Source organism: Streptomyces dysideae, assembly GCF_001514305.1.
In the GTDB taxonomy this organism is placed as follows: Bacteria; Actinomycetota; Actinomycetes; order Streptomycetales; family Streptomycetaceae; genus Streptomyces; species Streptomyces dysideae.
On sequence record NZ_KQ949132.1, the window covers coordinates 20,048 to 41,727 of the forward strand.

Genomic DNA, 21,680 nt, shown 5'->3' on the forward strand with positions numbered 1-21,680 from the left:
GGGTGGTGGGTGGTGGGTGGTGATGGCGGGTGGGGGCTCGGTGTTGGCGGGTGTGGATGTCGGGGGTGGGGTGGGGTGGGTGTCAGTTGGGCGTGTGTCCTGGGCGGCTGAGGCGGCGTGGGGCTCTTGGGTGGTTCAGTCGTGCGCCCCTCTCCCGACCGAGACGGGTGGTGGGTGGGCATAGGCCGGGGGTTTGGGGGCGGAGCCCCCAGCGAGGGCCGCATCCGCGTCGGCGTGCGGGCAAGAGGGCGTGTGTCACAGGGGCGTACGGTTCCGCGCGGCGCATGTGACCCCTATCGTCAAGGTCATGTTCGCTGTCTACGCCGCCCGAATCGACCGCGACCAGCCGCTCTCCGGCCTGGAGTTGGGGGAGCGCCCAGCCCCTGAGGCCCGCCCCGGCTGGAGTACCGTCGACGTCAGGGCCGCCTCCCTCAATCACCACGACCTCTGGTCCCTCCGTGGCGTAGGCCTCCCGGAGGACAGGCTGCCGATGATCCTCGGCTGTGACGCCGCCGGTGTCGACGAGGACGGCAACGAGGTCGTCCTGCACTCCGTCATCGGCCAGACCGGCTACGGCGTCGGCACCAAAGAGCCTCGCTCCATCCTCACCGAGCGCTACCAGGGCACGTTCGCCGAGCAGGTCGCCGTGCCGACGTGGAACGTCCTGCCCAAGCCCAAGGAGCTCTCCTTCGCGGAGGCCGCCTGTCTTCCCACCGCCTGGCTGACGGCGTACCGGATGCTCTTCACCAACGCCGGGGTACGGCCCGGCGATTCCGTGCTGGTGCAGGGCGCCGGTGGTGGTGTCGCCACCGCCGCCATCGTGCTCGGCAAGGCCGCCGGACTGCGCGTCTTCGCCACCAGCCGGGACGAGGCCAAGCGGAAGCGGGCGGTGGAACTGGGTGCCGTCGACGCGGTGGAGCCGGGTGCGCGGCTGCCGCAGCGGGTGGACGCCGTCATCGAGACCGTCGGCGCGGCCACCTGGTCGCACTCCGTGAAGTCCCTGCGCCCCGGTGGCACGCTCGTCATCTCCGGTGCCACCAGCGGCGACCGTCCCTCGCACGCCGAACTCACCCGGGTCTTCTTCCTGGAGCTCAAGATCGTCGGTTCCACGATGGGCACCAAGGACGAGCTCGAGGACCTGCTCTCCTTCTGCGCCGCCACGGGCGTACGTCCCGTGATCGACGAGGTGCTCCCGATGGACCGGGCCCGGGAGGGCTTCGCTCGGATGGAGTCGGGGGAGCAGTTCGGGAAGATCGTGCTCACCAACGGCTGAGGCAACACCAACGGCTGAGGCAACACCGACTGAGGTGACACCGACGGCCGGTCCGGGTTTCCGGGCCGGCCGTTGGCGTGACATGCGTCAACCATGGTTGACAGGTATGGCGTGTCAACGTAGGTTGACATCATGAGTGAGGCAACAGATCTCGCCGAGCGTGCCGGTGACCGTGATCCACGGGTCGGCCTGCGTGCCGTCGCCGCGTTGCGCCGGCTGCTGGAGCAGCTGGAGGCGGTGCAGGTGCGCAGTGCGCGCAATCAGGGCTGGTCGTGGCAGGAGATCGCCGCGGAACTCGGCGTGAGCAGGCAGGCCGTGCACAAGAAGTACGGGAGGCATTGATGTTCGAGCGGTTCACGAAGGACGCCCGCGCGGTGGTGACGGGTGCGGTCGAGCACGCCGAGGGGGCCGGGGCGCAGACCGTCGACGCCGAGCACCTGCTGCACGCGCTCCTCGACCGGGAGGCCAGCCGTGCCTCGTTCGCGCTGGCCGTGCTCGGGGTCGGCGGGCGCGAGGAGGCGGTCCGGTCGGTGCGGCGGGCGCTGGACGACGCGCGCCGGCGGGCCGGGCTGTCCCAGGCCGAGGCGGAGGCACTGGCCGGACTGGGGATCGACGTCTCCGAGATCGTCGCCCGGGTGGAGGAGACGCATGGCGTCGGGGCGATGTCCGGCGACCGGAAGGACAAGGGGTGGTGGTCGGGGCGCCGCAGCTTCAGCAGGGGCGCCAAGGAGGTACTGGAAAAGAGCCTGCGCATCGCCGTCGCCCACCGCGACCGGCACATCGGCGACGAACACATCCTGCTGGCCCTGACGGCCCGCCCCGGCGTACCCGCGGAGGTCCTCGCCGACCACGGGGTGACGTACGAGGCGCTGACACGGGTGCTCTACGGCGGGGGAGAGGCGAAGGCCGGCTAGGGGGCTGCGGGGCGGCGCCGTTCGTCCGCCCCTGCGGCGGGCGTCCGGGGTCAGGTGTGCGGCGTCCGCAGTACGACTCCGATGTGTGCCGCCGCCGTCGACAAGTGGCGGCGGGCGTCGCGGAGTTGGTCCGCTGTTACGCCGTGGTCGCGGGCCGCGTCGCGGATGTCGTCGCGGAAGCGGTCCAGCAGGCGGTCCAGGTCGCGGGCCGGGTCGCCGGAGGAGGGCTCGTGGGCCCAGGAGGGTTCGTGGTCGGCGGGGAAGTCCTCAGGGGTGTCGGAGTAGTCCGGTTCCCGGTCCGGTCGTTCGGTGCCGGGTCGTCCGAAGCCGAAGTCCTTTCCGAACTCCTTGCCGAAGTCCTTTCCGAACTCGCCGAACTCCTTGGCCAGTTCGGTCAGGCCCTCGCGTACCCCCGTCGGCCAGTCGCCGCGTGAGAAATGGTCCTGGACCTGCTCCTGGACCCGCCGGGCGATGCGCTGCATCTCCTCCTGCGCCTGCGTCCGGGCCCGCTCCTGTGCCTCCTTGGCCTGACGCCGGGCCCGCTGGGCCTCGTCGCGGGCCCGGCGGCTCTCGTCCTTCGCGCGCCGGGCCTGCTCCTTCCACTCCTGCTTGGCGCGGCGCATCTCCTCCTTGGCGGCGCGCCACGCCTCCTTGTCGGTGTAGTCCGTGAAGTCTCCGAAGGGGGCGTCCTGTTCACCGCGCGCCCTGGTCCCGGCGCCGCGGCGGGCCTCGGTGGCCGCCGCCCGTACCTCGCGCCGCAGGTCGCCCGCCGCGCCCCGCACATCGGCCTTGATCTCCGCGGCGAGCTCGGCGACCGACTCGCGGATCTCCAGCTCCAGGTCGGCCAGTTCGCCACTGCGGTCGGCCAGTTCGGCGCGGCCCGCGTCCGTGATGGCGTACACCTTGCGGCCGCCCTCGGTGGTGTGCGTGACCAGGCCCTCGGCCTCCAGCTTGGCCAGGCGCGGGTACACGGTGCCGGCCGACGGTGCGTACAGCCCCTGGAAGCGTTCCTCGAGGAGGCGGATCACCTCGTAGCCGTGGCGCGGGGCCTCGTCCAGCAGCTTCAGCAGGTAGAGGCGGAGGCGGCCGTGGGCGAAGACGGGGGGCATGTCAGAGCACCTTCTTGTCGGTCGTGCCGTCGGCCGGGGTGCTGGTGGGGTCGGCGTCCTGACCGGAAACGGAATTGTCCCCCGAGTCGCTCCGCGTGCTGCCCCCCGGGGTGGCGTCCGCCACCGGCGCACCCGCGTCCCTGGTGTCCTCGGCAGCCTTGGTATCCGTTGCGGCCGTGGCATCCGTGGTGTTCTTGTCGCTCCCGGCGTCCCATGGCTCCTCCTGGTCCTCCCCGGGCGGTCGGCGCAGTAGGGCGATCGAGCCGGACACCGTCGTCGCCCGCAGCTTGCCCGTGCCGTCGCCGAGGCGGCCGGTGATGCGGTGGGCGCCCCACTGGCCGTGCACCCGGAGTCCGTCGAAGGCGTTGGAGATCGTGCCGCTCGCGGTGTTCGCCTCGACGTCGGCGTCCGCCGGGGCCGGGAGCCGGATCGCGATCTCGCCCGAGACGCTGGTGAGGCTGATCTGGGTCGGGCCGTCCGGGTCGAGGTCGACGATCATGGAGCCGCTGACCGAGTCGGCCCGCACGGCGGAGCCCGAGCCCTCGACGACGGTGAGGTCGCCGGAGACGGAGTTGAACCGGAGGTCGCCGGTGACGGCCTGGGCCTCCAGGTTCCCGGAGACCGTGTCGGCGCGGACCGGGCCGGAGAGCGCGACGAGGGTCGTGTCGCCGGTGACGCCCTTCACCGACGACGGCCCGCTGATCCCGGACACGACGGCCCCGGCGTCGACCACGCCCACCTCGATCCGGGTGTCGGCCGGCACCGCCAGGGAGACGACCGCGCTGCGCCGCCAACCCTTGCGGTCGAGCCACTTGAGGAAGCCCTTCCAGGGCAGGTCGTCGTACGCCACCGTGAGCGCGCCGTCCTGCTGGGTCACCACCAGGGGCGGGCCCTTGATCTCGGACACCTCCAGGCGGGCGGAACCTTCGTCCGTCCCCACGACGTTCACCGTGCCACTGACGATGCGCACCTGGAGTTCGCGTACGGGCTCGTCGAAGGTGAGCTTCCTGGGCTCTGTCACCGACCACTCGGACATGCTGCGGACCTCCCCGTCCCAACGCGCCATATCGCGTCTTCTGCTACTCACGATATATCGCGGCGGAGGAAAGTCAAGACACCCGTTCTGGGGATACTCGAGCCCTCAAAAGTGCTCAAAGTGGGTGAATCGCCCTAGCGTGTGACCATGTCGACGGAAGAGTTCCAGGCCGGCCGCCGGACCGGTCCCGCCTCGGGCGCCCTGCTGCTCTGCCGGGGGGTGCCCGGGTCCGTCGCCCCCGCCGCCCGGCTGCTGCGTGAACGCATGCTGCTCGCCCCGGCCGGCCGGGACTGGAGTGTGCTCGTCCCCGAGGGCGGGCCCTGGCTGCACGGCGACGAACCGGTCGACCGTGTGCTGGGCGGCTGGGCCACCGCACTGGCCGTCGGTGCGCCCTGGCCCGTCCTCGCCCTGTGGTGGGACGCCGACCGCGCCGGCTACACCCTGGCCGCCGGCTTCCGCAGCCCCGTCGGCTATGTCTGGCTCGCCAACGGCACCCCGGCCGGCGAGGACGAGGCCATGCGCACCTTCGCCGCCCGCCTCGGCCTCGACCCGGTTCTGGACATGCAGTCCCTCGACCAGCTGACGAAACCGGACCCCGAGGCCGACGCCCGGGCACGCGTGCGTCGCCTGCTCGCCGTCCTCACGCGCGCGGGAGTCGCCCTGCCCGCCGGCCTCGCCCCCGGCGAACCCGCCGGCCGCCTCCGCGAGGCCGCCCGCGCCCATCCGCACGCCCGCCAGATCGAAGGGGAGGGCTGGCGCGACACGGTCCGCGGCGAACTCGAAACCGTCGCCGACACCCTGCTGACCCCCTGGCTCCCCTGGGTCGGCACCCCCGAGTCGCGCGCCCTGGCCCTGGCCCAGATGGCGGCCGGCCTGCCGCTCGCCGCCTGGGGCGTACGGCGGCGCAGCGGCGGCTGGATCGCCGCGGGCGCCCTGCTCCTCGCCCACGGCGCGCTGGGGCTGGCGTACGACGTCACTCACCCACGCGACTGACGGCACCAGCCCCGGACAACGGCCGTCACCGGCCCCCGGAAGCACGAAGGGCGCCCCCAGGGGCGCCCTCGGCGACGATATGAGCCGGGCCTACGCGTCGTCGTCCTCGTCGTCCAGCCGGGCCAGCCACGTCGCCAGCCGCTCCACCGGCACCTCGAAGTCCGGGTTGAGGTCGACGAAGGTCCGCAGCTGCTCGGCGAGCCACTCGAAGGTGACCTCCTCCTCGCCGCGCCGCTTCTCGAGCTCCTCTATGCCGCGGTCGGTGAAGTACACGGGTGCTCCGCAAGGAAAAAGTGACGGTGACGAACCCTCCCAGGCTATCCCGCCGCACGGGGCCGGAGTGCCGTGTGCCCGTCGCGGGCAGGGCCAGGCTCGTCCGGGAACTGGCGCCGCTGACCGGTGACCCGGCGCTGCTGCACGAGGCCGCGGGCGAGCTGTCGTCCGCCCGCGAGCTGCTCGGCGCGGAATCTGGCGGGCCGGAGGCTCGCGACCAGCTGCTACGGCGGGGCCGGGGCCCCACGAGCGGGGCCCCGCCCCGAGTCGCGAGGACTCGGGGCGGGGCCCGTCGTGCCGATGGTGTTCAGAGGCTCAGGCCTCGAACACCTCCCGCACCAGCTGCTCCTGCTCGGCCTGGTGCCGCTTCGCGGAACCCACCGCCGGGGACGAGCCGTGCGGCCGCGAGATGCGGCGCAGGCGCTCGCCGTGCGGGATGTCCGCGCCGACCGCGAGGTCCAGGTGGTCGATCAGGTTCAGGGCGATGAACGGCCAGGCGCCCTGGTTGGCCGGCTCCTCCTGGGCCCACAGGTACTTCTCGACGTTCGGGTACTTGGCGATCTCCGCCTGGAGCTCGGCACCCGGCAGCGGGTACAGGCGCTCGACGCGGATGATCGCGATGTCCGTGGCGCCGCGCTTGGCGCGCTCGGCCTCCAGGTCGTAGTACAGCTTGCCCGCCACGAAGACGACCTTGCGGACCGCGGCCGCGTCCACCGTCGAGTCGCCGATGACCGGGCGGAACTGACCCGACGTGAACTCCTCCGTCTTCGACGCGGCGGCCTTGAGGCGCAGCATCGACTTCGGGGTGAAGACCACCAGCGGCTTGTGGTGCGGGTTGTGCACCTGCCACCGCAGGAGGTGGAAGTAGTTCGACGGGAGGGTCGGCATGGCGACCGTCATGTTGTTCTGCGCGCACAGCTGCAGGAACCGCTCGACACGGGCCGAGGAGTGGTCCGGGCCCTGGCCCTCGTAGCCGTGCGGGAGGAGCAGTGTGACGCCGGACAGCTGGCCCCACTTCTGCTCCGCCGCCGAGATGTACTCGTCGACCACCGTCTGCGCGCCGTTGACGAAGTCGCCGAACTGCGCCTCCCACATCACGAGCGCGTCGGGACGGGCGAGCGAGTAGCCGTACTCGAAGCCCATGACCGCGTACTCGGAGAGCAGGGAGTCGTAGACGTTGTAGCGGGCCTGGTCGTCGGAGAGGTACTGCAGCGGGGTGTGGTCGTCGCCCGTCTCACGGTCGATGAGGACCGCGTGACGCTGACCGAAGGTGCCTCGGCGCGAGTCCTGGCCGGACAGCCGGACCGGGGTGCCCTCGAGCAGCAGCGAACCGATCGCCAGCGTCTCGCCCATGCCCCAGTCGATGGTGCCGTCCTCGACCATCGTCGCCCGGCGCTGCAGCTGCGGCAGCAGACGCGGGTGGACGTGGAAGTGGTCGGGGATGTTGACCTGGGACTCGGCGATCCGCTTCACGGTCTCCGAGGAGATCGCGGTGCTCACGGCGACGGGGAACTCCGCCTGCGGGTCCGGCACGGGAGCCGCGGCCGGCTGCGCGACCGCCTCGCGGACCTCCGTGAAGACCTTCTCCAGCTGGCCCTGGTAGTCCTGCAGGGCCTGCTCGGCCTCTTCCAGGGTGATGTCGCCGCGACCGATCAGGGACTCGGTGTACAGCTTGCGCACCGAGCGCTTCTTGTCGATCAGGTCGTACATCAGCGGCTGGGTGAAGGCCGGGTTGTCCGACTCGTTGTGACCGCGGCGGCGGTAGCAGATGAGGTCGATCACCACGTCCTTGTTGAACGCCTGGCGGAACTCGAAGGCCAGGCGGGCCACACGGACCACGGCCTCCGGGTCGTCGCCGTTCACGTGGAAGATCGGGGCCTCGATCATCCTCGCCACGTCCGTCGCGTACATCGACGAGCGCGAGGACTCCGGGGCGGCCGTGAAGCCGACCTGGTTGTTGATGACGATGTGGACCGTGCCGCCGGTGCGGTAGCCGCGCAGCTGCGACATGTTCAGGGTCTCGGCCACCACGCCCTGGCCCGCGAAGGCCGCGTCGCCGTGCAGGGCCACCGGCAGGACCGTGAAGTCCGTGCCGCCCTTGTTGATGATGTCCTGCTTGGCGCGGGTGATGCCCTCGATGACCGGGTCGACCGTCTCCAGGTGGGACGGGTTCGCGGCCAGCGACACCTTGATCTGCTCGCCGTCCAGGCCGGTGAAGATGCCTTCGGCGCCCAGGTGGTACTTCACGTCGCCGGAGCCGTGCATCGACTTCGGGTCGAGGTTGCCCTCGAACTCGCGGAAGATCTGCGCGTACGACTTGCCGACGATGTTGGCGAGGACGTTCAGCCGGCCGCGGTGGGCCATGCCGATGACGACCTCGTCCAGGCGGGACTCGGCGGCCGAGTCCAGCACGGCGTCCAGCAGCGGGATGACGGACTCGCCGCCCTCCAGGCTGAAGCGCTTCTGGCCGACGTACTTCGTCTGCAGGAAGGTCTCGAAGGCCTCCGCGGCGTTCAGCCGGCGCAGGATCCGCAGCTGCTCCTCGCGCTCCGGCTTGGAGTGCGAGCGCTCGATGCGGTCCTGGATCCACTTGCGCTGCTTCGGGTCCTGGATGTGCATGAACTCGATGCCGGTGGTGCGGCAGTACGAGTCGCGCAGTACGCCGAGGATGTCGCGCAGCTTCATCAGGGACCTGCCCGAGAACCCGCCGACCGCGAACTCGCGCTCCAGGTCCCACAGGGTGAGCCCGTGCTCGGTGATGTCCAGGTCGGGGTGCTTGCGCTGGCGGTACTCCAGCGGGTCGGTGTCGGCCATGACATGGCCGCGGACCCGGTAGGAGTGGATCAGCTCGAAGACCCGGGCGGCCTTGGTGACGTCGTCGTCGTGCGAGGCGTCGATGTCCTTGAGCCAGCGGACCGGCTCGTAGGGGATGCGCAGGGCCTCGAAGATCTCGTCGTAGAAGCCGTTCTCGCCGAGAAGGTAGTTCGCGACGATGCGCAGGAACTCGCCGGACGCGGCGCCCTGGATGACCCGGTGGTCGTAGGTCGACGTGAGCGTCATGACCTTCGAGATGCCGAGCTTGTTCAGGGTGTCCTGGGACGTGCCCTGGAACTCCGCCGGGTAGTCCATCGAGCCGACGCCCATGATGACCGACTGGCCGGGCATCAGACGCGGTACGGAGTGGACGGTGCCGAGGCCGCCGGGGTTGGTCAGGGAGACCGTGACGCCGGTGAAGTCGTCCATCGTCAGCTTGCCGTCGCGGGCGCGGCGGACGATGTCCTCGTAGGCCTGCCAGAACTCGAAGAAGTTCAGCGTGTCGGCCTTCTTGATGCCGGCGACGACGAGCTGGCGGTCGCCGTTGGGCTTCACCAGGTCGATGGCCAGGCCGAAGTTGATGTGTGCGGGCTTGACCAGGGTCGGCTTGCCGTCCTTCTCCGCGAAGGAGTAGTTCATCGACGGCATGGCCTTGATGGCCTGCACCATCGCGTAGCCGATGAGGTGGGTGAAGGAGATCTTCCCGCCCCGGGCGCGCTTCAGGTGGTTGTTGATGACGATGCGGTTGTCGAACAGCAGCTTCACCGGGACCGCGCGCACGGACGTGGCCGTGGGCAGCTCCAGCGAGGCGTTCATGTTCTTCGCGACCGCGGCGGCGGGACCGCGCAGCGTCACCAGCTCGGGGCCGGCGGCCGGCGCAGCCGGCGCCGCGGCGGGCGCGGCCTTCGGCTTGGCGGCCGGAGCCGGGGCGGCGGCCTTCGCGGGCGCCGGAGCGGCGGCCGCGGGCTTCGGGGCCGCGGGGGCCGGAGCGGGAGCGGCCGGAGCAGCCGCGGCCGGGGCGGCGGGTGCCGCCGGAGCCGGAGCCGTGGTGGTGGTCTCTGCGGCCCCCGCGGCCGCAGTACCCGCCGCAGCCGGAGCGGCGGCCGCTCCCGGCTTGTAGTCGGCGAAGAAGTCCCACCAGGCTCGGTCTACCGAGTTCGGGTCCTGGAGGTACTGCTGATAGATCTCGTCGACGAGCCACTCGTTGGCACCGAACGCGGCAGCGGGGCTCTTGCCCGCTTGATCGGCGTCGGTGGAGATGCTCGAGTTACTGGGGGACTGTGGCGACACGGCGGCAACCGCCCTCTTCCGCTTCACAAGGTGATGGACAGCGGGAATAAAGGCTACGCCTCCATGACGGTGAAGGTCAGGTCGGGCCGGTTCATCGTCGTGTAAGTCACATCGGAAAGCGCGTTTCGGGCCCGGAAATGGCGGGAATCGAGCGAGGTTCCGCTACAGAAGGGATGCGTCGGGCCCGGCCCGGCGCGCGGAAGGCGCGGGTCCGTCCCTGATCACACGTGTCCGTCAGCGCGGACGCCCATGGATCTTGTGGCTCCGCTTCGAACTTTACGTCAACTTGGCACAGAAGGCTCGCCCGGAAGGGTGACAAGAATCCGGCAACCCCGCTCGGATTCGGCCACCCTGATCCCGCCACCGTGCAGATCCACCGCCCAGCGCGCGATCGCCAGGCCGAGGCCCGTGCCGCCGTCGCTGCCCGGACCGTGCGGTGAGCGCACGGCACCCCGGTTGAACCGCTCGAAGACCCGGTGCCACTCCGACTTCGGAATGCCGGGGCCCTCGTCCAGCACCTCCAGCTCCAGCGACTCCGGCTGCGGCCCGCGCCGCGCCCTGACGGTGACCCGGCCGTGCGGCGGACTGTGCTTGACCGCGTTGTCGATGAGGTTGGAGACGACCTGGTGGATGCGCTCCGGGTCGGCGTGCGCGGTCAGCTCCGGCGGGGAGACGTCGAGGTGCAGATGGACGTCCGTACGGGTGTGACTGCCGGAGCCCGAGGCGATGCCCCCGCGCGCCGAGACGACCATGTTGGCCTCCTTCAGCACGCCCGACAGATACGGCCACACCTCGAACCGCCGCCCCCGAAGGGGTACGACCCCGTTGTCCAGCCGGGACAGGTCCAGCAGCGTCTCCACCAGCCGGCCCAGCCGCTCCGTCTGTTTCAGCGCCGTACGCATCGTCTCGGGGTCGGCGGCGGCGATGCCGTCCACCACGTTCTCCAGTACGGCCCGTAGTCCCGCGATGGGGGTGCGCAGCTCGTGCGAGACGTTCGCCACCAGCTCCTTGCGCTGCCGGTCCTGGGCCTCCAGCTCGTCGGCCATGCGGTTGATCGTGACGGCCAGGTCGCCGAGCTCGTCGCGGCGGCTCTCGCGCACCCGGCGTGTGTAGTCGCCGTGCGAGATCGAGCGGGCCACCGCGTTCATGTCGTCCAGCGGCGCGGTGAGTGAGTGCGCCACGAACTGCGTGATGAGCAGTGTGGCGATCATCGAGAAGACCATGATGAAGCGCAGCTCTGTCTTGGTGCGCACCGCGATCATCGACAGCCCGGTGGTGATCAGGACCGAGGTGACGACCAGCGCACCGAGCTTGGTCTTGATCGAGAACGGGCGTACGCCACCCCAGGGCTCCCCGGGGCTCCTCCGTGCGGCCGGCCCGTCACTCATGGCGTCGGCGTCTCCAGGGCGTAGCCCACGCCGTGCACCGTGCGGATCCGCTCGGCGCCGATCTTCCGGCGCAGTGCCTTGATGTGGCTGTCGACCGTGCGCGTGCCGGAGGCGTCCGCCCAGTCCCACACCTCGGCGAGCAGCTGCTCCCGGGAGAGCACCGCGCGCGGGGTGTTCGCCAGGCACACCAGAAGGTCGAACTCGGTGGGTGTGAGGTGCACGTCGTCGCTGCGCACCCGCACCCGCCGCTGCGCGTGGTCGATCTCCAGCTCGCCGAGCCGCAGGATGCCGCTGCGCGGCGTCGCGGCGGCCAGCGCGGCCCGCTCCACCCGACGCAGCAGCACATGCACCCGTGCCGCCAGCTCCCGCATGGAGAACGGCTTGGTCATGTAGTCGTCGGCGCCGACGCCGAGCCCGACCAGCATGTCGGTCTCGTCGTCGCGCGCGGTGAGCATCAGTACCGGCACCGGCCGCTGGGCCTGCACCCGACGGCAGACCTCCAGGCCGTCGAAGCCAGGCAGCATGATGTCGAGGATCAGCAGGTCGGGCTGCCAGGCCTCGGCCGTGTCGACCGCCGCCGGACCGTCACCCGCTGTCTGCACGAGGAATCCCTCGGCGCGCAGGCGGGCCGCGATGGCGTCCACGATGGTCGGATCGTCCTCGACCACCAGGACCCGGCGCTGTGCGCCCGGGGTCGCCGTCGTGCCGTTGTGGGAGGTGTGTGTCTGCTCCATCGCCCGCCCCAAAGTTGCTTTCCGGAATCCGTGGGGTGATCCCGCTATCTGGCTATGCCTGCGCATGCTTGCGATTGACGCTTGAATGATCCGCGTCAGGTGAGCAGAGTACGGGGAGTCACCGTGCCTCGGCTATCCAGGTCGGACGGCGAGGTGTACGACGTCCGGAACGCCCCGGGCAACCGGGATCTCTTCGGTACGCACCTGTTGGAACCCGGCATTCCATAGGGATCCTTCAAATTCCGGAGAGGGCTGCGCAGACCATACAGCGAGCACCCCTCCCGGCCTCAACACCCTTGCACAGCTTGCCAGTCCGGCCGGTGAGTACAGTCCGTGATTGTCCTCGGTGACGGTCCAGTCGGGGCCGTTGTCGATGTCGAGACACAGGGCGTCGTACGTGTCGGATGTCTCATTGACGTATCCGACCAGGTCGATTTTCAGAATCTCCGTGCGCGGATCGGCGAGTGCGTCACCGGAAATCCCGCCCAAGGGCCCGTCAAGATGCCACTCGACGATGGCCCGTTCCCGCTCGACGACCGCGATCCGGCCCCACCTGGGCTGCGCGGCTGCGTGTGCGAGCGAGAACCCGACGCCCAGCCCTCCGATCAGCAGGTCCGGCGCCACGCGTCCGTCGAGCGCACCGAGCGCGGCGTCGACGAGCAGCCGCTCCGAACGTCCGTCGGAAGTGTCCATCAGGAAACAGCCGTTCGCGATGATCTGCAGCAACTCGCCGTGCCGCCGGAGGACGACCTCGCCGTGAGGGCCCTCGCGACGGTCCAGGACTTCGGGGATGTCGTACGAGGTGGGCATCGGACCATTTTTGCAGTGTTCGCGGGGTGGGGTTCCTCGAGAGCTTGCTGAGAATCGGCTCAGGAGTGGCGCCGGTCATAGGCAGCGCGGACGCGGTGCCAAGGGTGAGGCCCAGGGGAACCGGAAGGAGCGCCTCACCTTGAAGCCGACTGCGCCGCCTGACGCGTGCTTTCCCGATGCCGTTGGGTTGTTGGACGGGGTGCCGGGGCAGCGGCGGGCTGGTGCTGCCGCTCCCGCCGCCCTGGCCGTGGGCGACGTCGCTGCCGGCCTTCTCGCAGCCCCGAGCGCGACCGACGCCCCCGCTCCCCGAACTCGCCGCTTCCGCCCCTGGCGTCTGCTCCCCACTCCCACCGGTACGCCGTTCACCTTCGGTTACGCCACCGTCCTCGCCGGCACCTCGCTCGTCGTCGCCTGCGCCGATCCGGCCCTCGTCCATGCCCTGCACCAGGGCTCCAGTACCGATGTGGTCCACCTGGTGCGGACGCCCGGGCTGGTGTCGGTGGCCAGTGCGCTGTGGGTCGCGGGCGGCAACGTGTCGCCGTACGCCGTGTGCTTCCTGCTCGTGCTCACCGCGCTGGAGCGGCGGATTGGCGGGCTGCGTGCGGCCGGGGTGTTTCTCCTCGGGCATCTGCCGGCCACTCTCGCGACCGAGGTTCCGGTGGGGTTCGCGGTGCTGGCCGGGCTGCTGACGCCGTGGCTGCGCCGGTCGGTGCTGGTGCTGTTCGGCGGGATGCTGGTCCAGGACCTGGTCGACTTCGCGGACCCCATGACCAGTTGGGGGCGCCTGATCTCCCTGGCCATCGGGATCGCGACCTGGCCGCTGACCCGGCGCCGGTACCGGGCGCGGACGGCCCCCTAGCCACCCGAACTCCGCGCCGCCGCCCCCGCGATGCGATCGCGGTACGTCCGTCAGGCGCCCGTCGGGGACCAGACGTACGGCGTGGTCGTCGTCACCGCCTCGAAGCCGAGCCGGCGCAGGATGGGCGCGCTGTCGTCGGAGGCGTCGACGTGCAGGTAGTCGACCCCGCGGGCGGCGGCGCGGGCGGCGCGGGCGGTGACGAGGGCGCGGTAGATGCCCCGGCCCCGCCAGTCGGCGAGCGTGGAGCCGCCCCACAGGCTCGCGAACTCGGTGCCGGTCCGGAACACCAGCCAGGCCGCGGAGACCACCACGCCGTCCGCCTCGGCGACGTAGACCGCGATCTCGTCCGGAGCGGCGGTGACCCGCCCGGTCAGGTCCGTGGCGATCCAGCCCATGTCCTGGCCCCAGACGGCCGACTCCATGTCCGCGACACGGCGCATGTCCGCGGCTCGCGTGACCCGCCGCAGCGTCACACCCTCCGGCAGAACGGGCTCCCGCACGGCCATGTCGGCGGCGCGTCCGACGAGCACCGTCTCCCGGTCCTCGGGCGCGAAGCCGGCCGCACGCAGCCGTTCCGTCAGGTCCGCCGGGTCGTCGTGGCCCCGCGTCTTCCACTCCACGGCCTCACCGCGCGCGGCGAAGTGGTCGCGCTGGCGGGCTATCAGCCGGTCGAGCTCGGCCCCGGTGACTCCCAGGGCGCGCGGGCCGCTGACCAGGCCCCGGAAGCCGCCGACGATCCGCAGCAGCGGACCGTCCTGTTCGTACGTCACCCCGGCGGGCGGGTGCGGCGGTGCGCCGCGCATCTGGCCGTCGTAGGCCGCGAGCAAGATCTTCGTGTCTGTCACGGGGCGACGGTCATGCATGGTGCGCGCCGCGGCAACCGGTTTTCGGAGCAGGCCGCGAGGCGGCGGCTCAGGCCTTCTTGACCACGCTCGACTTGAGCTGCATCGGGCCGAAGCCCTCCACCTTGCAGTCGATGTCGTGGCCGTCCACGCCGTCCACCAGGCGGATGTTGCGGACCTTGGTGCCGGCCTTGATGCCGGACGGGCTGCCCTTGACCTTCAGGGTCTTGATCACCGTGACCGTGTCGCCGTCGGCGAGGACATTGCCGACCGCGTCCCGGATCACCCCGGCCTCGGCGGGGGTGCCCTCGGCCTCGGAGGAGGCGGGCGACCACTCGTGGCCGCATTCGGGGCAGATCAGGAGGGCGCCCATCTCGTAGGTGTACGCGCTGGAGCACTCGGGGCACGGAGGCAGGGTGTCGGTCACGGCACGAGTGTATTTCAGCCAGGGGCGGACGGCGTCCGGTGAGCGCGGGCCTTCCGCCGCCGCGAAGTGCGAGGTCACAGCGTGTGTCGTGGACGATCGCTGAGAGCGAACGAGGGCCGGGGAACAATCAAGGTCCGCCAGGCATTGAGTCGGCATAACTCAACTTGACTGCCGAAGGGGAGATCATGGCTGCTGAGTCCACGGCGTTCACACCGCTCGCCCTGCCTGTGCTGCCGCTCGACGACGAGGTCGTGCTGCCCGGAATGGTGGTTCCGCTCGACTTGAACGACGCCGACGTACGCGCCGCGGTGGAGGCCGCCCAGGCCGCCGCCCGCACCGAGCCCGGGAAGCCGAAGGTGCTCCTGGTGCCCCGCATCGACGGGACCTACGCCGGCACCGGCGTGCTCGGCACCGTCGAGCAGGTCGGCCGCCTTGCCGACGGTGACCCGGGCGCCCTGATCCGCGGCCGGGGCCGGGTGAAGATCGGCGCCGGGACCACCGGGCCGGGTGCGGCACTGTGGGTCGAGGGCACGCGCATCGACGAGACCGTGCCCGAGCCGCTGCCGGGCCAGGTCACCGAACTGGTGAAGGAGTACAAGGCCCTCGCCACCGCCTGGCTGCGCAAGCGCGGCGCCTGGCAGGTCGTCGACCGCGTCCAGGCCATCGACGACGTCTCCACCCTCGCCGACAACTCCGGCTACTCGCCCTTCCTCAGCACCGAGCAGAAGGTCGAGCTCCTGGAGACCGCCGACCCGGTCGCCCGCCTCAAGCTCGCCACCACCCAGCTGCGCGACCACCTCGCCGAGCAGGACGTCGCCGAGACCATCGCCAAGGACGTCCAGGAGGGCGTCGACAAGCAGCAACGGGAGTTCCTGCTGCGCCGCCAGCTCGAAGCGGTCCGCAAGGAGCTGCGCGAGCTGAACGGCGAGTCCGGCAAAGATCCTGCCGAGGAGTCCGACGACTACCGCGCCCGCGTCGAGGCCGCCGACCTGCCCGAGAAGGTCCGCGAGGCCGCGCTCAAGGAGGTCGACAAGCTGGAGCGGTCCAGCGACCAGTCGCCCGAGGGCTCGTGGATCCGGACGTGGCTGGACACGGTTCTCGAGCTGCCGTGGAACGAACGGACCGAGGACGAGTACGACATCCAGGGCGCCCAGGCCGTCCTCGACGCCGAGCACGCGGGCCTGGAGGACGTGAAGGAGCGGATCACCGAGTACCTGGCGGTGCGCAAGCGCCGTTCCGAGCGGGGGCTGGGTGTGGTGGGGGGCCGCCGCGGCGGCGCCGTACTCGCGCTCGTCGGCCCGCCCGGAGTGGGCAAGACCTCGCTGGGCGAGTCCGTGGCGCACGCCATGGGCCGCAAGTTCGTCCGTGTCGCCCTCGGCGGCGTCCGTGACGAGGCCGAGATCCGCGGCCACCGGCGTACGTACGTCGGCGCCCTGCCCGGCCGTATCGTCCGTGCCATCAAGGAGGCCGGGTCGATGAACCCGGTGGTCCTGCTGGACGAGATCGACAAGGTGGGCTCGGATTACCGTGGCGACCCGGCGGCGGCGCTCCTGGAGGTCCTGGATCCGGCGCAGAACCACACCTTCCGGGACCACTACCTGGAGGTCGAGCTCGACCTGTCCGACGTCGTCTTCCTCGCGACGGCGAACGTCCTGGAAGCCATCCCGGAGGCCCTGCTCGACCGCATGGAGCTGGTCCGCCTCGACGGCTACACCGAGGACGAGAAGATCGTCATTGCCCGTGACCACCTGCTCCCGCGCCAGCTGGAGCGGGCGGGGCTGCAGAAGGACGAGGTCACGCTCGACGAGGGCGCGCTGCGCAAGCTGGCCGGCGAGTACACGCGCGAGGCCGGCGTCCGCAACCTGGAACGGTCCATCGCGCGGCTGCTCCGCAAGGTCGCGGCCCAGCACGAACTGGGCCGGCGGGAACTGCCGTTCACCATCACCGACGGCGACCTGCGCGATCTGATCGGACGGCCGCACCACGTACCCGAGTCCGCCCAGGACCCGGCCGAGCGCCGCACCTCGGTGCCGGGCGTGGCGACGGGCCTCGCGGTCACCGGAGCGGGCGGCGACGTGCTGTTCGTCGAGGCGTCGCTGGCGGACCCGGAGACGGGCGCTTCCGGCCTGACCCTCACGGGTCAGCTGGGCGACGTCATGAAGGAGTCGGCCCAGATCGCGCTGAGCTTCCTGCGCAGCCGAGGCGCCGAGCTCGAACTCCCGGTGGGCGACTTGAAGGACCGGGGCGTGCACATCCACTTCCCGGCGGGCGCGGTACCCAAGGACGGCCCGAGCGCGGGCATCACGATGACGACGGCACTGGCGTCGCTGCTCTCCGGCCGCCTGGTCCGTACGGACGTGGCGATGACCGGCGAGGTCTCGCTGACCGGCCGGGTCCTCCCGATCGGCGGCGTCAAGCAGAAGCTGCTGGCCGCGCACCGGGCGGGCGTCACCACCGTCATCATCCCCAAGCGCAACGAGCCCGACCTGGACGACGTCCCGGCGGAGGTCCTGGACAAGCTCGACGTCCACACCGTCACGGACGTCCGCCAGGTCCTGGAGCTGGCGCTGTCGCCGGCCACGAACGGCGCGGCGCCGGAGGTTCCGGTGGCGGCGTGACGGACGCTGTCGGATAGGGAAGGCCCGGGTTTTCGTGAGGGAGCCCGGGCCTTCGCCGTATGAGTGGAAGGGAGCCTGGCGGCTGTCGCTGGTCTGAGCCTGGGAAATACTGACCGAGCCGGGGCTATGACGGCGTAGGGCGGAACTTTCAGGACCGGGAAGCAGGACCGGGAAAACCGAGGCAGGGGCTGACGTGCACGAAGACGGGAACGCCGACGGGCGCCGAGCCGCATCCGACGCGTCGGGGAGCGCTGTGGACCGGGAGTACCTGTCGCTGGAGCGCGAGCTGACGGTGCTGCTGCGGCGCGCCCGCGCCAGCCAGGGCGAGATGGCGCGGGAGGTCCATCCCGACCTGGAGTCCTCGGCGTACGGCCTGCTGGTCCGGCTGGAGGAGTGCGGTCGGCAGCGGGCGACGGAACTCGCCGCGTACATCGGTGTGGGCAAGGCGACGATGTCCCGCCAGCTGCGTGCCCTGGAGGACCTGGGCCTGGTCGCGCGCGAGCCGGATCCCGCGGATGGGCGGGCATGGCTGGTGCATCTCACCGACGAGGGGCGCTCCCGCGTCAGCAAGGTGAGGGAGGCCCGTCGGGCCCGGTACGCGGGGAGGCTGGCCGACTGGGACCGCGGTGAGGTGGCGGAACTGGCGCGGCTGCTGCATCAGTTGAACCTCGGGATGGAGAAGTAGGCCCGCTGAGCTGAGGGGGCGAGCGGTGACTACCGAAGCCCGACGGCTCACAACTCCGCGTACACGACCGTCGCGTCGTCATGCGTCTTGCTCCGCCCCAGGAACACCCGTTCCGTGTCGGCGAGTTCCAGCGCCCGTACGCGGTTCACCAGCGCCTGGGCGCCCTCCTTGCGTACGAAGGTGAAGCAGTCCCCCCAGTCACCCTCCCGGAACTTCTCCACCCACCGCGTCACCCCGTCCGTCAGCGCGGCGACGGCGCGGATCTCCCCGCGCGGCAGAACTCCCGTCACCGCCCGGCCCGCCACCGACGGATCCGCGGCCGCCGTGAAGAAGCCGCCCTCCTTGTTGCGGAGGTTGGCGTCGATCAGTGCGTCCGTGGCCAGTGCGGCGCGGGGGAGACGGGACAGGCGGTCGTCCAGGTAGGGGGTGATCGTGCCGTCGGGGGACTCCACCAGCAGCGCCGAGTCGGACAGGACCAGGTATTCGAACGACTCCGATGACCAGCGCGCCATGACCACTGTTGCCTGTGGTGTGCGTGGGTGAGAAAGGTCACAGGTTTGGGAGTGGGCCTCAGCGGTACGCGCTATGGCGCGGGCCAGGGCCTTCGAGAGGGGAACATCGGGGAGTGAAACGGTCAGTTCGGTCAGGGCTCCGCCCAGGCGTGCGGTGAACCAGGGGACGGAATGCAGACACCCCGTACCGCCCCGCGGCGGCGTCACACCGTCCAGGATCACGAGCGTGCCGCCCTGTCCGGAGGCCGGAAGTCCGACACTTGCGAAGTCCTCGTTGGGGCGGGCCGGATCGCCGGGCTCCGAAGCAAGCTCAGTGCGCATTCGGCCAGTCTGCACGAGTCCTCCACAAGGCGCGCGAAAGGCTGGCGACAGCTGCCGAATGGGCATAGCCATGCAGGTCAGGCGCCAGGTTTGGGACGGAATCGTGCGGTCCGGGAAGCCGTGGTGGCGAATAGTGCCACCGCCCGCCGCAGACGTCCACCCGGCCCCCGGTCGAAGGTGGCCGCGCAGGCCAGAGGAACTTGCCCGCCAACTCCCCTCCGATGTTCACTCCTTCGGGTGGCGGGTCAGGTGATGCACGACCACTGCCCACCGGCACTGGGAGGGTCGGGAACCGTTGTACCGGGTGTGCACACCAGTTGACGGAGCGTCACCCGAGCCCATGGGTAACAAGAGTCAGGAATGCGAGCACCGGTGCAGAAGACGCGGCCTCGTCGCTCAGGCAAGCAGACGGCCTCCACGGGGGGCGCGCAGCGCACGACCGACCTCACCCCCGCGGGCAAGGGCCGCCCCACCCATGTACGCAACCGGCTGATCGTCGCCGTGGCTGTCGTGGCCGCCGCGATCGCCGGGGCCGGCACCCCCGCCGTGTTCGCCGCCTCCAGCGAACTGCACGACTCCCAGGCGCTGGTGACGCTCGCCGAGCAGACCCAGGACGCGCTCGCCCTCGCGCACTCGCTCGCCGACGAGCGCGACGAGGTCACCACGTACATCGCGGCCGGCCGCCCCAAGTCCAAGGCACCCTCGGAGCAGCGCGGCGCCCGCGTCGACCGGCAGGTCGAGGAGCTGCGCGCCGACACGGACACGCCCGCCTCCCTGCTCACCGACCTGGACGGCATCGCGGCCCTGCGCAGGTCGGCGCTGACCGGGCAGAGCACCGCCCTCGAGGCGCACCAGGCGTACTCCGCGGCCATCACCGAACTGCACCGGCTCGCCGAGGACCTGGCCGAGCAGACGCCGCCCCGCGCGGGCGCCGGCGCACACGCCCTCGCAGAGCTGGACTCCGCAGTCCAGCAGGCCGCCGCCGCCCGCGGACTACTGCTGGCCGCCCTGAACGTGCCGCGTACGACCGAGACGGTCATCGACCCGATCACGGGTCTGGCATCGACCCGGACGACCTCCACCGACGCCGACACCAAGCTGCGCGACGCCCTCACCGCCGCCGCCCAGCAGGCCCGCCTGCGCTCCGACGCGGCCCTCTCCGACTTCCGCGAGACCGCCCCCAATGCGGCGAAGACGCGGTTCGACTCCACGGTCACCGGTCCCGAGGTGAACACCGCCGAGAAGTACCTCAAGGCCCTCACCGACCAGGCCACGCTCTCCGACCGCGAGCTCGCCACCAACACCAAGCGGGCCGAGGCCGCCCTCTCCGCGCGTGTCGACTCGATGCGGGGGGTGGAGTCCGCCCTCTACGACCGCCGCACCAAGGCCCTCGAACAGCTCCGCGACGACGACGTCACCGCGCTGGAGATCCGCATCGCGATCCTCGGCGCCCTGATGCTGCTCGCCGTCGGCGTCGCCACCGGCATGGCCCGCAGCCTCACCCGACCGCTGGCCGTCCTGCGGCTGGGCTCCGCCCGGCTCGCACAGGCCGAGGACCCGGCCGCCGAGGAGCCGGTCAAGTTCACCGGCCGCAAGGACGAGTTCGCCCAGGTCGTCAACTCCGTCAACGCCCTGCACGCGCACGCCGCCGCCCTCCATGAGCGCATCACCACCCTGGAGGCCGACCGCAAACACCTCGTCGGCCAGCGGCAGAAGATGGCCGACGCCCGCGAGGAGCTGCGCGCCGAACTCGCCGACTCCGCCGCCCAGCTGGACCGGCTGCGGGACAGCATCGGCTCCACCTTCGTGAACCTCGCCCTGCGCACCCTCGGCCTCGTCGAGCGTCAACTCGCCGTCATCGAGGGCCTGGAGGAGCGCGAGCAGGATCCGGACCGTCTCGCCACCCTCTTCAAGCTCGACCACTTCGCCACCGTCATGCGCCGGCACAGCGAGAACCTCCTCGTCCTCGCCGGCACCGAGCATGTCCAGCAGCACGCGGGACCGGTCCCGCTCGTCGACGTGGTCCGGGCGGCGGTCAGCGAGATCGAACGCTACGAGCGCGTCCGCATCGCGGCACTGCCGCCGCACGCGCACGTGGCGGGCTTCGCCGCGGACGACCTGTCCCACCTCCTGGCCGAACTGATGGAGAACGCCAGCTCGTTCTCCCCGCCGGACCTGCCCGTCGCGGTCTCCGGCTGGCTCCTGGAGAACGGCGAGGTCATGCTCTCCGTCCAGGACGAGGGCATCGGCATGACCGAGAACCGCCTCGCCCGCCTCAACTCCCGCCTCGCCGACTTCGACCCCGAGACGTCCTACGACCAGGAGGGCGACGACGGCCTGGGCCTCGGCCTCTACGTCGTGGCCCGCCTCGCCCACCGGCACGGCGTCCGCGTCCAGCTGCGCGAGCAGAAGCAGGGCGGTGTAGCGGCCGTGGTGGTCCTGCCCCAGCCCCTACTGGCCCCGGCCCCGCCGGCCGCGGTCCCGTCGTCATCCCCGATGGCGGACGGCACCCACACGTTCTCCCTACCCGGGGCCGACGCCGAGGCCAACTCCAACGTCCTCCGGGGCCGTCCGAAGGAGCCCGAGCACGAGGCCGACCCGCTGGTGGCTCTGGCGGAGGAAGCCGTACAGAAGTCGGAGACGGCCGGGGAGCCCCGTACGGAGCAGGAGCCGACGGCTGGAGAGTCCGAGCCGGTGGCGCCCGCCGGGGCGACGTCGGTTGAGTCTGAGCCGGTGGCGCCCGCCGGGGCCACGCCGGCCGAGCCCGAGGCGGTGACACCTA

18 protein-coding genes are annotated in these 21,680 nt (G+C 71.2%); 8 read left to right on the top strand and 10 right to left on the bottom strand.

Features of this window, described 5'->3' with window-relative positions:
• Window positions 1-307 precede the first annotated feature (307 nt).
• The 3 genes from AQJ91_RS45755 to AQJ91_RS45765 all read left to right on the top strand — a co-directional run bounded on the left by AQJ91_RS45755 (window position 308) and on the right by AQJ91_RS45765 (window position 2,187).
• Window positions 308-1,273: a zinc-binding dehydrogenase gene (locus AQJ91_RS45755; protein ID WP_067035444.1), complete on the top strand. Its 966-nt coding sequence runs from the start codon at window positions 308-310 to the stop codon at window positions 1,271-1,273.
• A 132-nt stretch (window positions 1,274-1,405) separates the two neighbouring features.
• On the top strand, window positions 1,406-1,615 hold the full coding sequence (locus tag AQJ91_RS45760; RefSeq protein ID WP_014674937.1) for a helix-turn-helix domain-containing protein: 210 nt from the start codon (window positions 1,406-1,408) through the stop codon (window positions 1,613-1,615).
• Window positions 1,615-2,187: a Clp protease N-terminal domain-containing protein gene (locus AQJ91_RS45765; RefSeq protein ID WP_067035447.1), complete on the top strand. Its 573-nt coding sequence runs from the start codon at window positions 1,615-1,617 to the stop codon at window positions 2,185-2,187. The genes AQJ91_RS45760 and AQJ91_RS45765 overlap by 1 nt, the downstream gene beginning before the upstream one ends.
• A gap of 50 nt (window positions 2,188-2,237) precedes the next feature.
• Here the strand turns inward: AQJ91_RS45765 and AQJ91_RS45770 are convergent, their stop codons facing one another.
• Both AQJ91_RS45770 and AQJ91_RS45775 read right to left on the bottom strand, forming a co-directional pair.
• Window positions 2,238-3,296: a PadR family transcriptional regulator gene (locus AQJ91_RS45770; protein ID WP_067035450.1), complete on the bottom strand. Its 1,059-nt coding sequence runs from the start codon at window positions 3,294-3,296 to the stop codon at window positions 2,238-2,240.
• Between the two features lies 1 nt (window position 3,297).
• The gene (locus AQJ91_RS45775; protein WP_067035454.1) at window positions 3,298-4,332 is read right to left on the bottom strand and encodes a DUF4097 family beta strand repeat-containing protein; all 1,035 of its coding nucleotides are present in this window, start codon (window positions 4,330-4,332) and stop codon (window positions 3,298-3,300) included.
• A 147-nt stretch (window positions 4,333-4,479) separates the two neighbouring features.
• Here AQJ91_RS45775 and AQJ91_RS45780 point away from each other — a divergent pair, with 147 nt between their 5' ends.
• Window positions 4,480-5,325, top strand: coding sequence for a hypothetical protein (locus AQJ91_RS45780; protein WP_067035488.1), 846 nt, complete (start codon window positions 4,480-4,482; stop codon window positions 5,323-5,325).
• 90 nt (window positions 5,326-5,415) lie between these two features.
• Here AQJ91_RS45780 and AQJ91_RS45785 read toward each other — a convergent pair whose 3' ends face one another.
• From AQJ91_RS45785 to AQJ91_RS45805, 5 genes are all read right to left on the bottom strand, one after another.
• Window positions 5,416-5,598, bottom strand: a complete 183-nt coding sequence (locus AQJ91_RS45785; protein ID WP_067035457.1) for a DUF6104 family protein — start codon at window positions 5,596-5,598, stop codon at window positions 5,416-5,418.
• Between the two features lie 315 nt (window positions 5,599-5,913).
• Window positions 5,914-9,702: a multifunctional oxoglutarate decarboxylase/oxoglutarate dehydrogenase thiamine pyrophosphate-binding subunit/dihydrolipoyllysine-residue succinyltransferase subunit gene (locus AQJ91_RS45790; RefSeq protein ID WP_067035491.1), complete on the bottom strand. Its 3,789-nt coding sequence runs from the start codon at window positions 9,700-9,702 to the stop codon at window positions 5,914-5,916.
• A 281-nt stretch (window positions 9,703-9,983) separates the two neighbouring features.
• Window positions 9,984-11,090, bottom strand: coding sequence for a HAMP domain-containing sensor histidine kinase (locus AQJ91_RS45795; RefSeq protein ID WP_067035462.1), 1,107 nt, complete (start codon window positions 11,088-11,090; stop codon window positions 9,984-9,986).
• The gene (locus AQJ91_RS45800) at window positions 11,087-11,824 is read right to left on the bottom strand and encodes a response regulator transcription factor (protein ID WP_067035465.1); all 738 of its coding nucleotides are present in this window, start codon (window positions 11,822-11,824) and stop codon (window positions 11,087-11,089) included. Before AQJ91_RS45800 ends, AQJ91_RS45795 begins: the two co-directional genes overlap by 4 nt.
• 132 nt (window positions 11,825-11,956) lie before the next feature.
• Window positions 11,957-12,634 (bottom strand): spermidine synthase family protein, encoded by a 678-nt coding sequence (locus tag AQJ91_RS45805; protein WP_067035469.1) that lies wholly within the window; start codon window positions 12,632-12,634, stop codon window positions 11,957-11,959.
• A 199-nt stretch (window positions 12,635-12,833) separates the two neighbouring features.
• On the opposite strand from AQJ91_RS45805, the gene AQJ91_RS45810 reads away from it, so the two are divergent.
• A complete protein-coding gene (locus AQJ91_RS45810) occupies window positions 12,834-13,493 on the top strand; it encodes a rhomboid-like protein (protein ID WP_407697054.1) in 660 nt (219 codons plus the stop codon).
• Between the two features lie 50 nt (window positions 13,494-13,543).
• On the opposite strand, the gene AQJ91_RS45815 is transcribed toward AQJ91_RS45810, so the two are convergent.
• Entirely contained in the window at window positions 13,544-14,338 is a 795-nt protein-coding gene (locus tag AQJ91_RS45815) for a GNAT family N-acetyltransferase (RefSeq protein ID WP_067035472.1), read from the bottom strand.
• Between the two features lie 67 nt (window positions 14,339-14,405).
• Window positions 14,406-14,762, bottom strand: coding sequence for a zinc ribbon domain-containing protein YjdM (locus AQJ91_RS45820; protein ID WP_067035496.1), 357 nt, complete (start codon window positions 14,760-14,762; stop codon window positions 14,406-14,408).
• 185 nt (window positions 14,763-14,947) lie between these two features.
• Between AQJ91_RS45820 and lon the strand changes: the two genes are divergently transcribed.
• Window positions 14,948-17,380, top strand: a complete 2,433-nt coding sequence (lon, locus tag AQJ91_RS45825) for an endopeptidase La (protein WP_067035475.1) — start codon at window positions 14,948-14,950, stop codon at window positions 17,378-17,380.
• A 193-nt stretch (window positions 17,381-17,573) separates the two neighbouring features.
• Complete coding sequence (locus tag AQJ91_RS45830) at window positions 17,574-18,065, top strand: MarR family winged helix-turn-helix transcriptional regulator (RefSeq protein WP_067035477.1); 492 nt, start codon at window positions 17,574-17,576, stop codon at window positions 18,063-18,065.
• Between the two features lie 47 nt (window positions 18,066-18,112).
• Here the strand turns inward: AQJ91_RS45830 and AQJ91_RS45835 are convergent, their stop codons facing one another.
• Window positions 18,113-18,898 (bottom strand): protein phosphatase 2C domain-containing protein, encoded by a 786-nt coding sequence (locus AQJ91_RS45835; protein ID WP_067035480.1) that lies wholly within the window; start codon window positions 18,896-18,898, stop codon window positions 18,113-18,115.
• Window positions 18,899-19,270: 372 nt separating this feature from the next.
• On the opposite strand from AQJ91_RS45835, the gene AQJ91_RS45840 reads away from it, so the two are divergent.
• Window positions 19,271-21,680: sensor histidine kinase (locus tag AQJ91_RS45840; RefSeq protein WP_079085700.1), on the top strand; the 2,410-nt coding region annotated here is incomplete at its 3' end.

Coding starts and splice junctions, on each gene's coding strand:
- AQJ91_RS45755 (WP_067035444.1), top strand. CDS start 308: ATGTTCGCTGTCTACGCCGCCCGAATCGACCGCGACCAGCCGCTCTCC.
- AQJ91_RS45760 (WP_014674937.1), top strand. CDS start 1,406: ATGAGTGAGGCAACAGATCTCGCCGAGCGTGCCGGTGACCGTGATCCA.
- AQJ91_RS45765 (WP_067035447.1), top strand. CDS start 1,615: ATGTTCGAGCGGTTCACGAAGGACGCCCGCGCGGTGGTGACGGGTGCG.
- AQJ91_RS45770 (WP_067035450.1), bottom strand. CDS start 3,296: ATGCCCCCCGTCTTCGCCCACGGCCGCCTCCGCCTCTACCTGCTGAAG.
- AQJ91_RS45775 (WP_067035454.1), bottom strand. CDS start 4,332: ATGTCCGAGTGGTCGGTGACAGAGCCCAGGAAGCTCACCTTCGACGAG.
- AQJ91_RS45780 (WP_067035488.1), top strand. CDS start 4,480: ATGTCGACGGAAGAGTTCCAGGCCGGCCGCCGGACCGGTCCCGCCTCG.
- AQJ91_RS45795 (WP_067035462.1), bottom strand. CDS start 11,090: ATGAGTGACGGGCCGGCCGCACGGAGGAGCCCCGGGGAGCCCTGGGGT.
- AQJ91_RS45800 (WP_067035465.1), bottom strand. CDS start 11,824: ATGGAGCAGACACACACCTCCCACAACGGCACGACGGCGACCCCGGGC.
- AQJ91_RS45805 (WP_067035469.1), bottom strand. CDS start 12,634: ATGCCCACCTCGTACGACATCCCCGAAGTCCTGGACCGTCGCGAGGGC.
- lon (WP_067035475.1), top strand. CDS start 14,948: ATGGCTGCTGAGTCCACGGCGTTCACACCGCTCGCCCTGCCTGTGCTG.
- AQJ91_RS45835 (WP_067035480.1), bottom strand. CDS start 18,898: ATGCGCACTGAGCTTGCTTCGGAGCCCGGCGATCCGGCCCGCCCCAAC.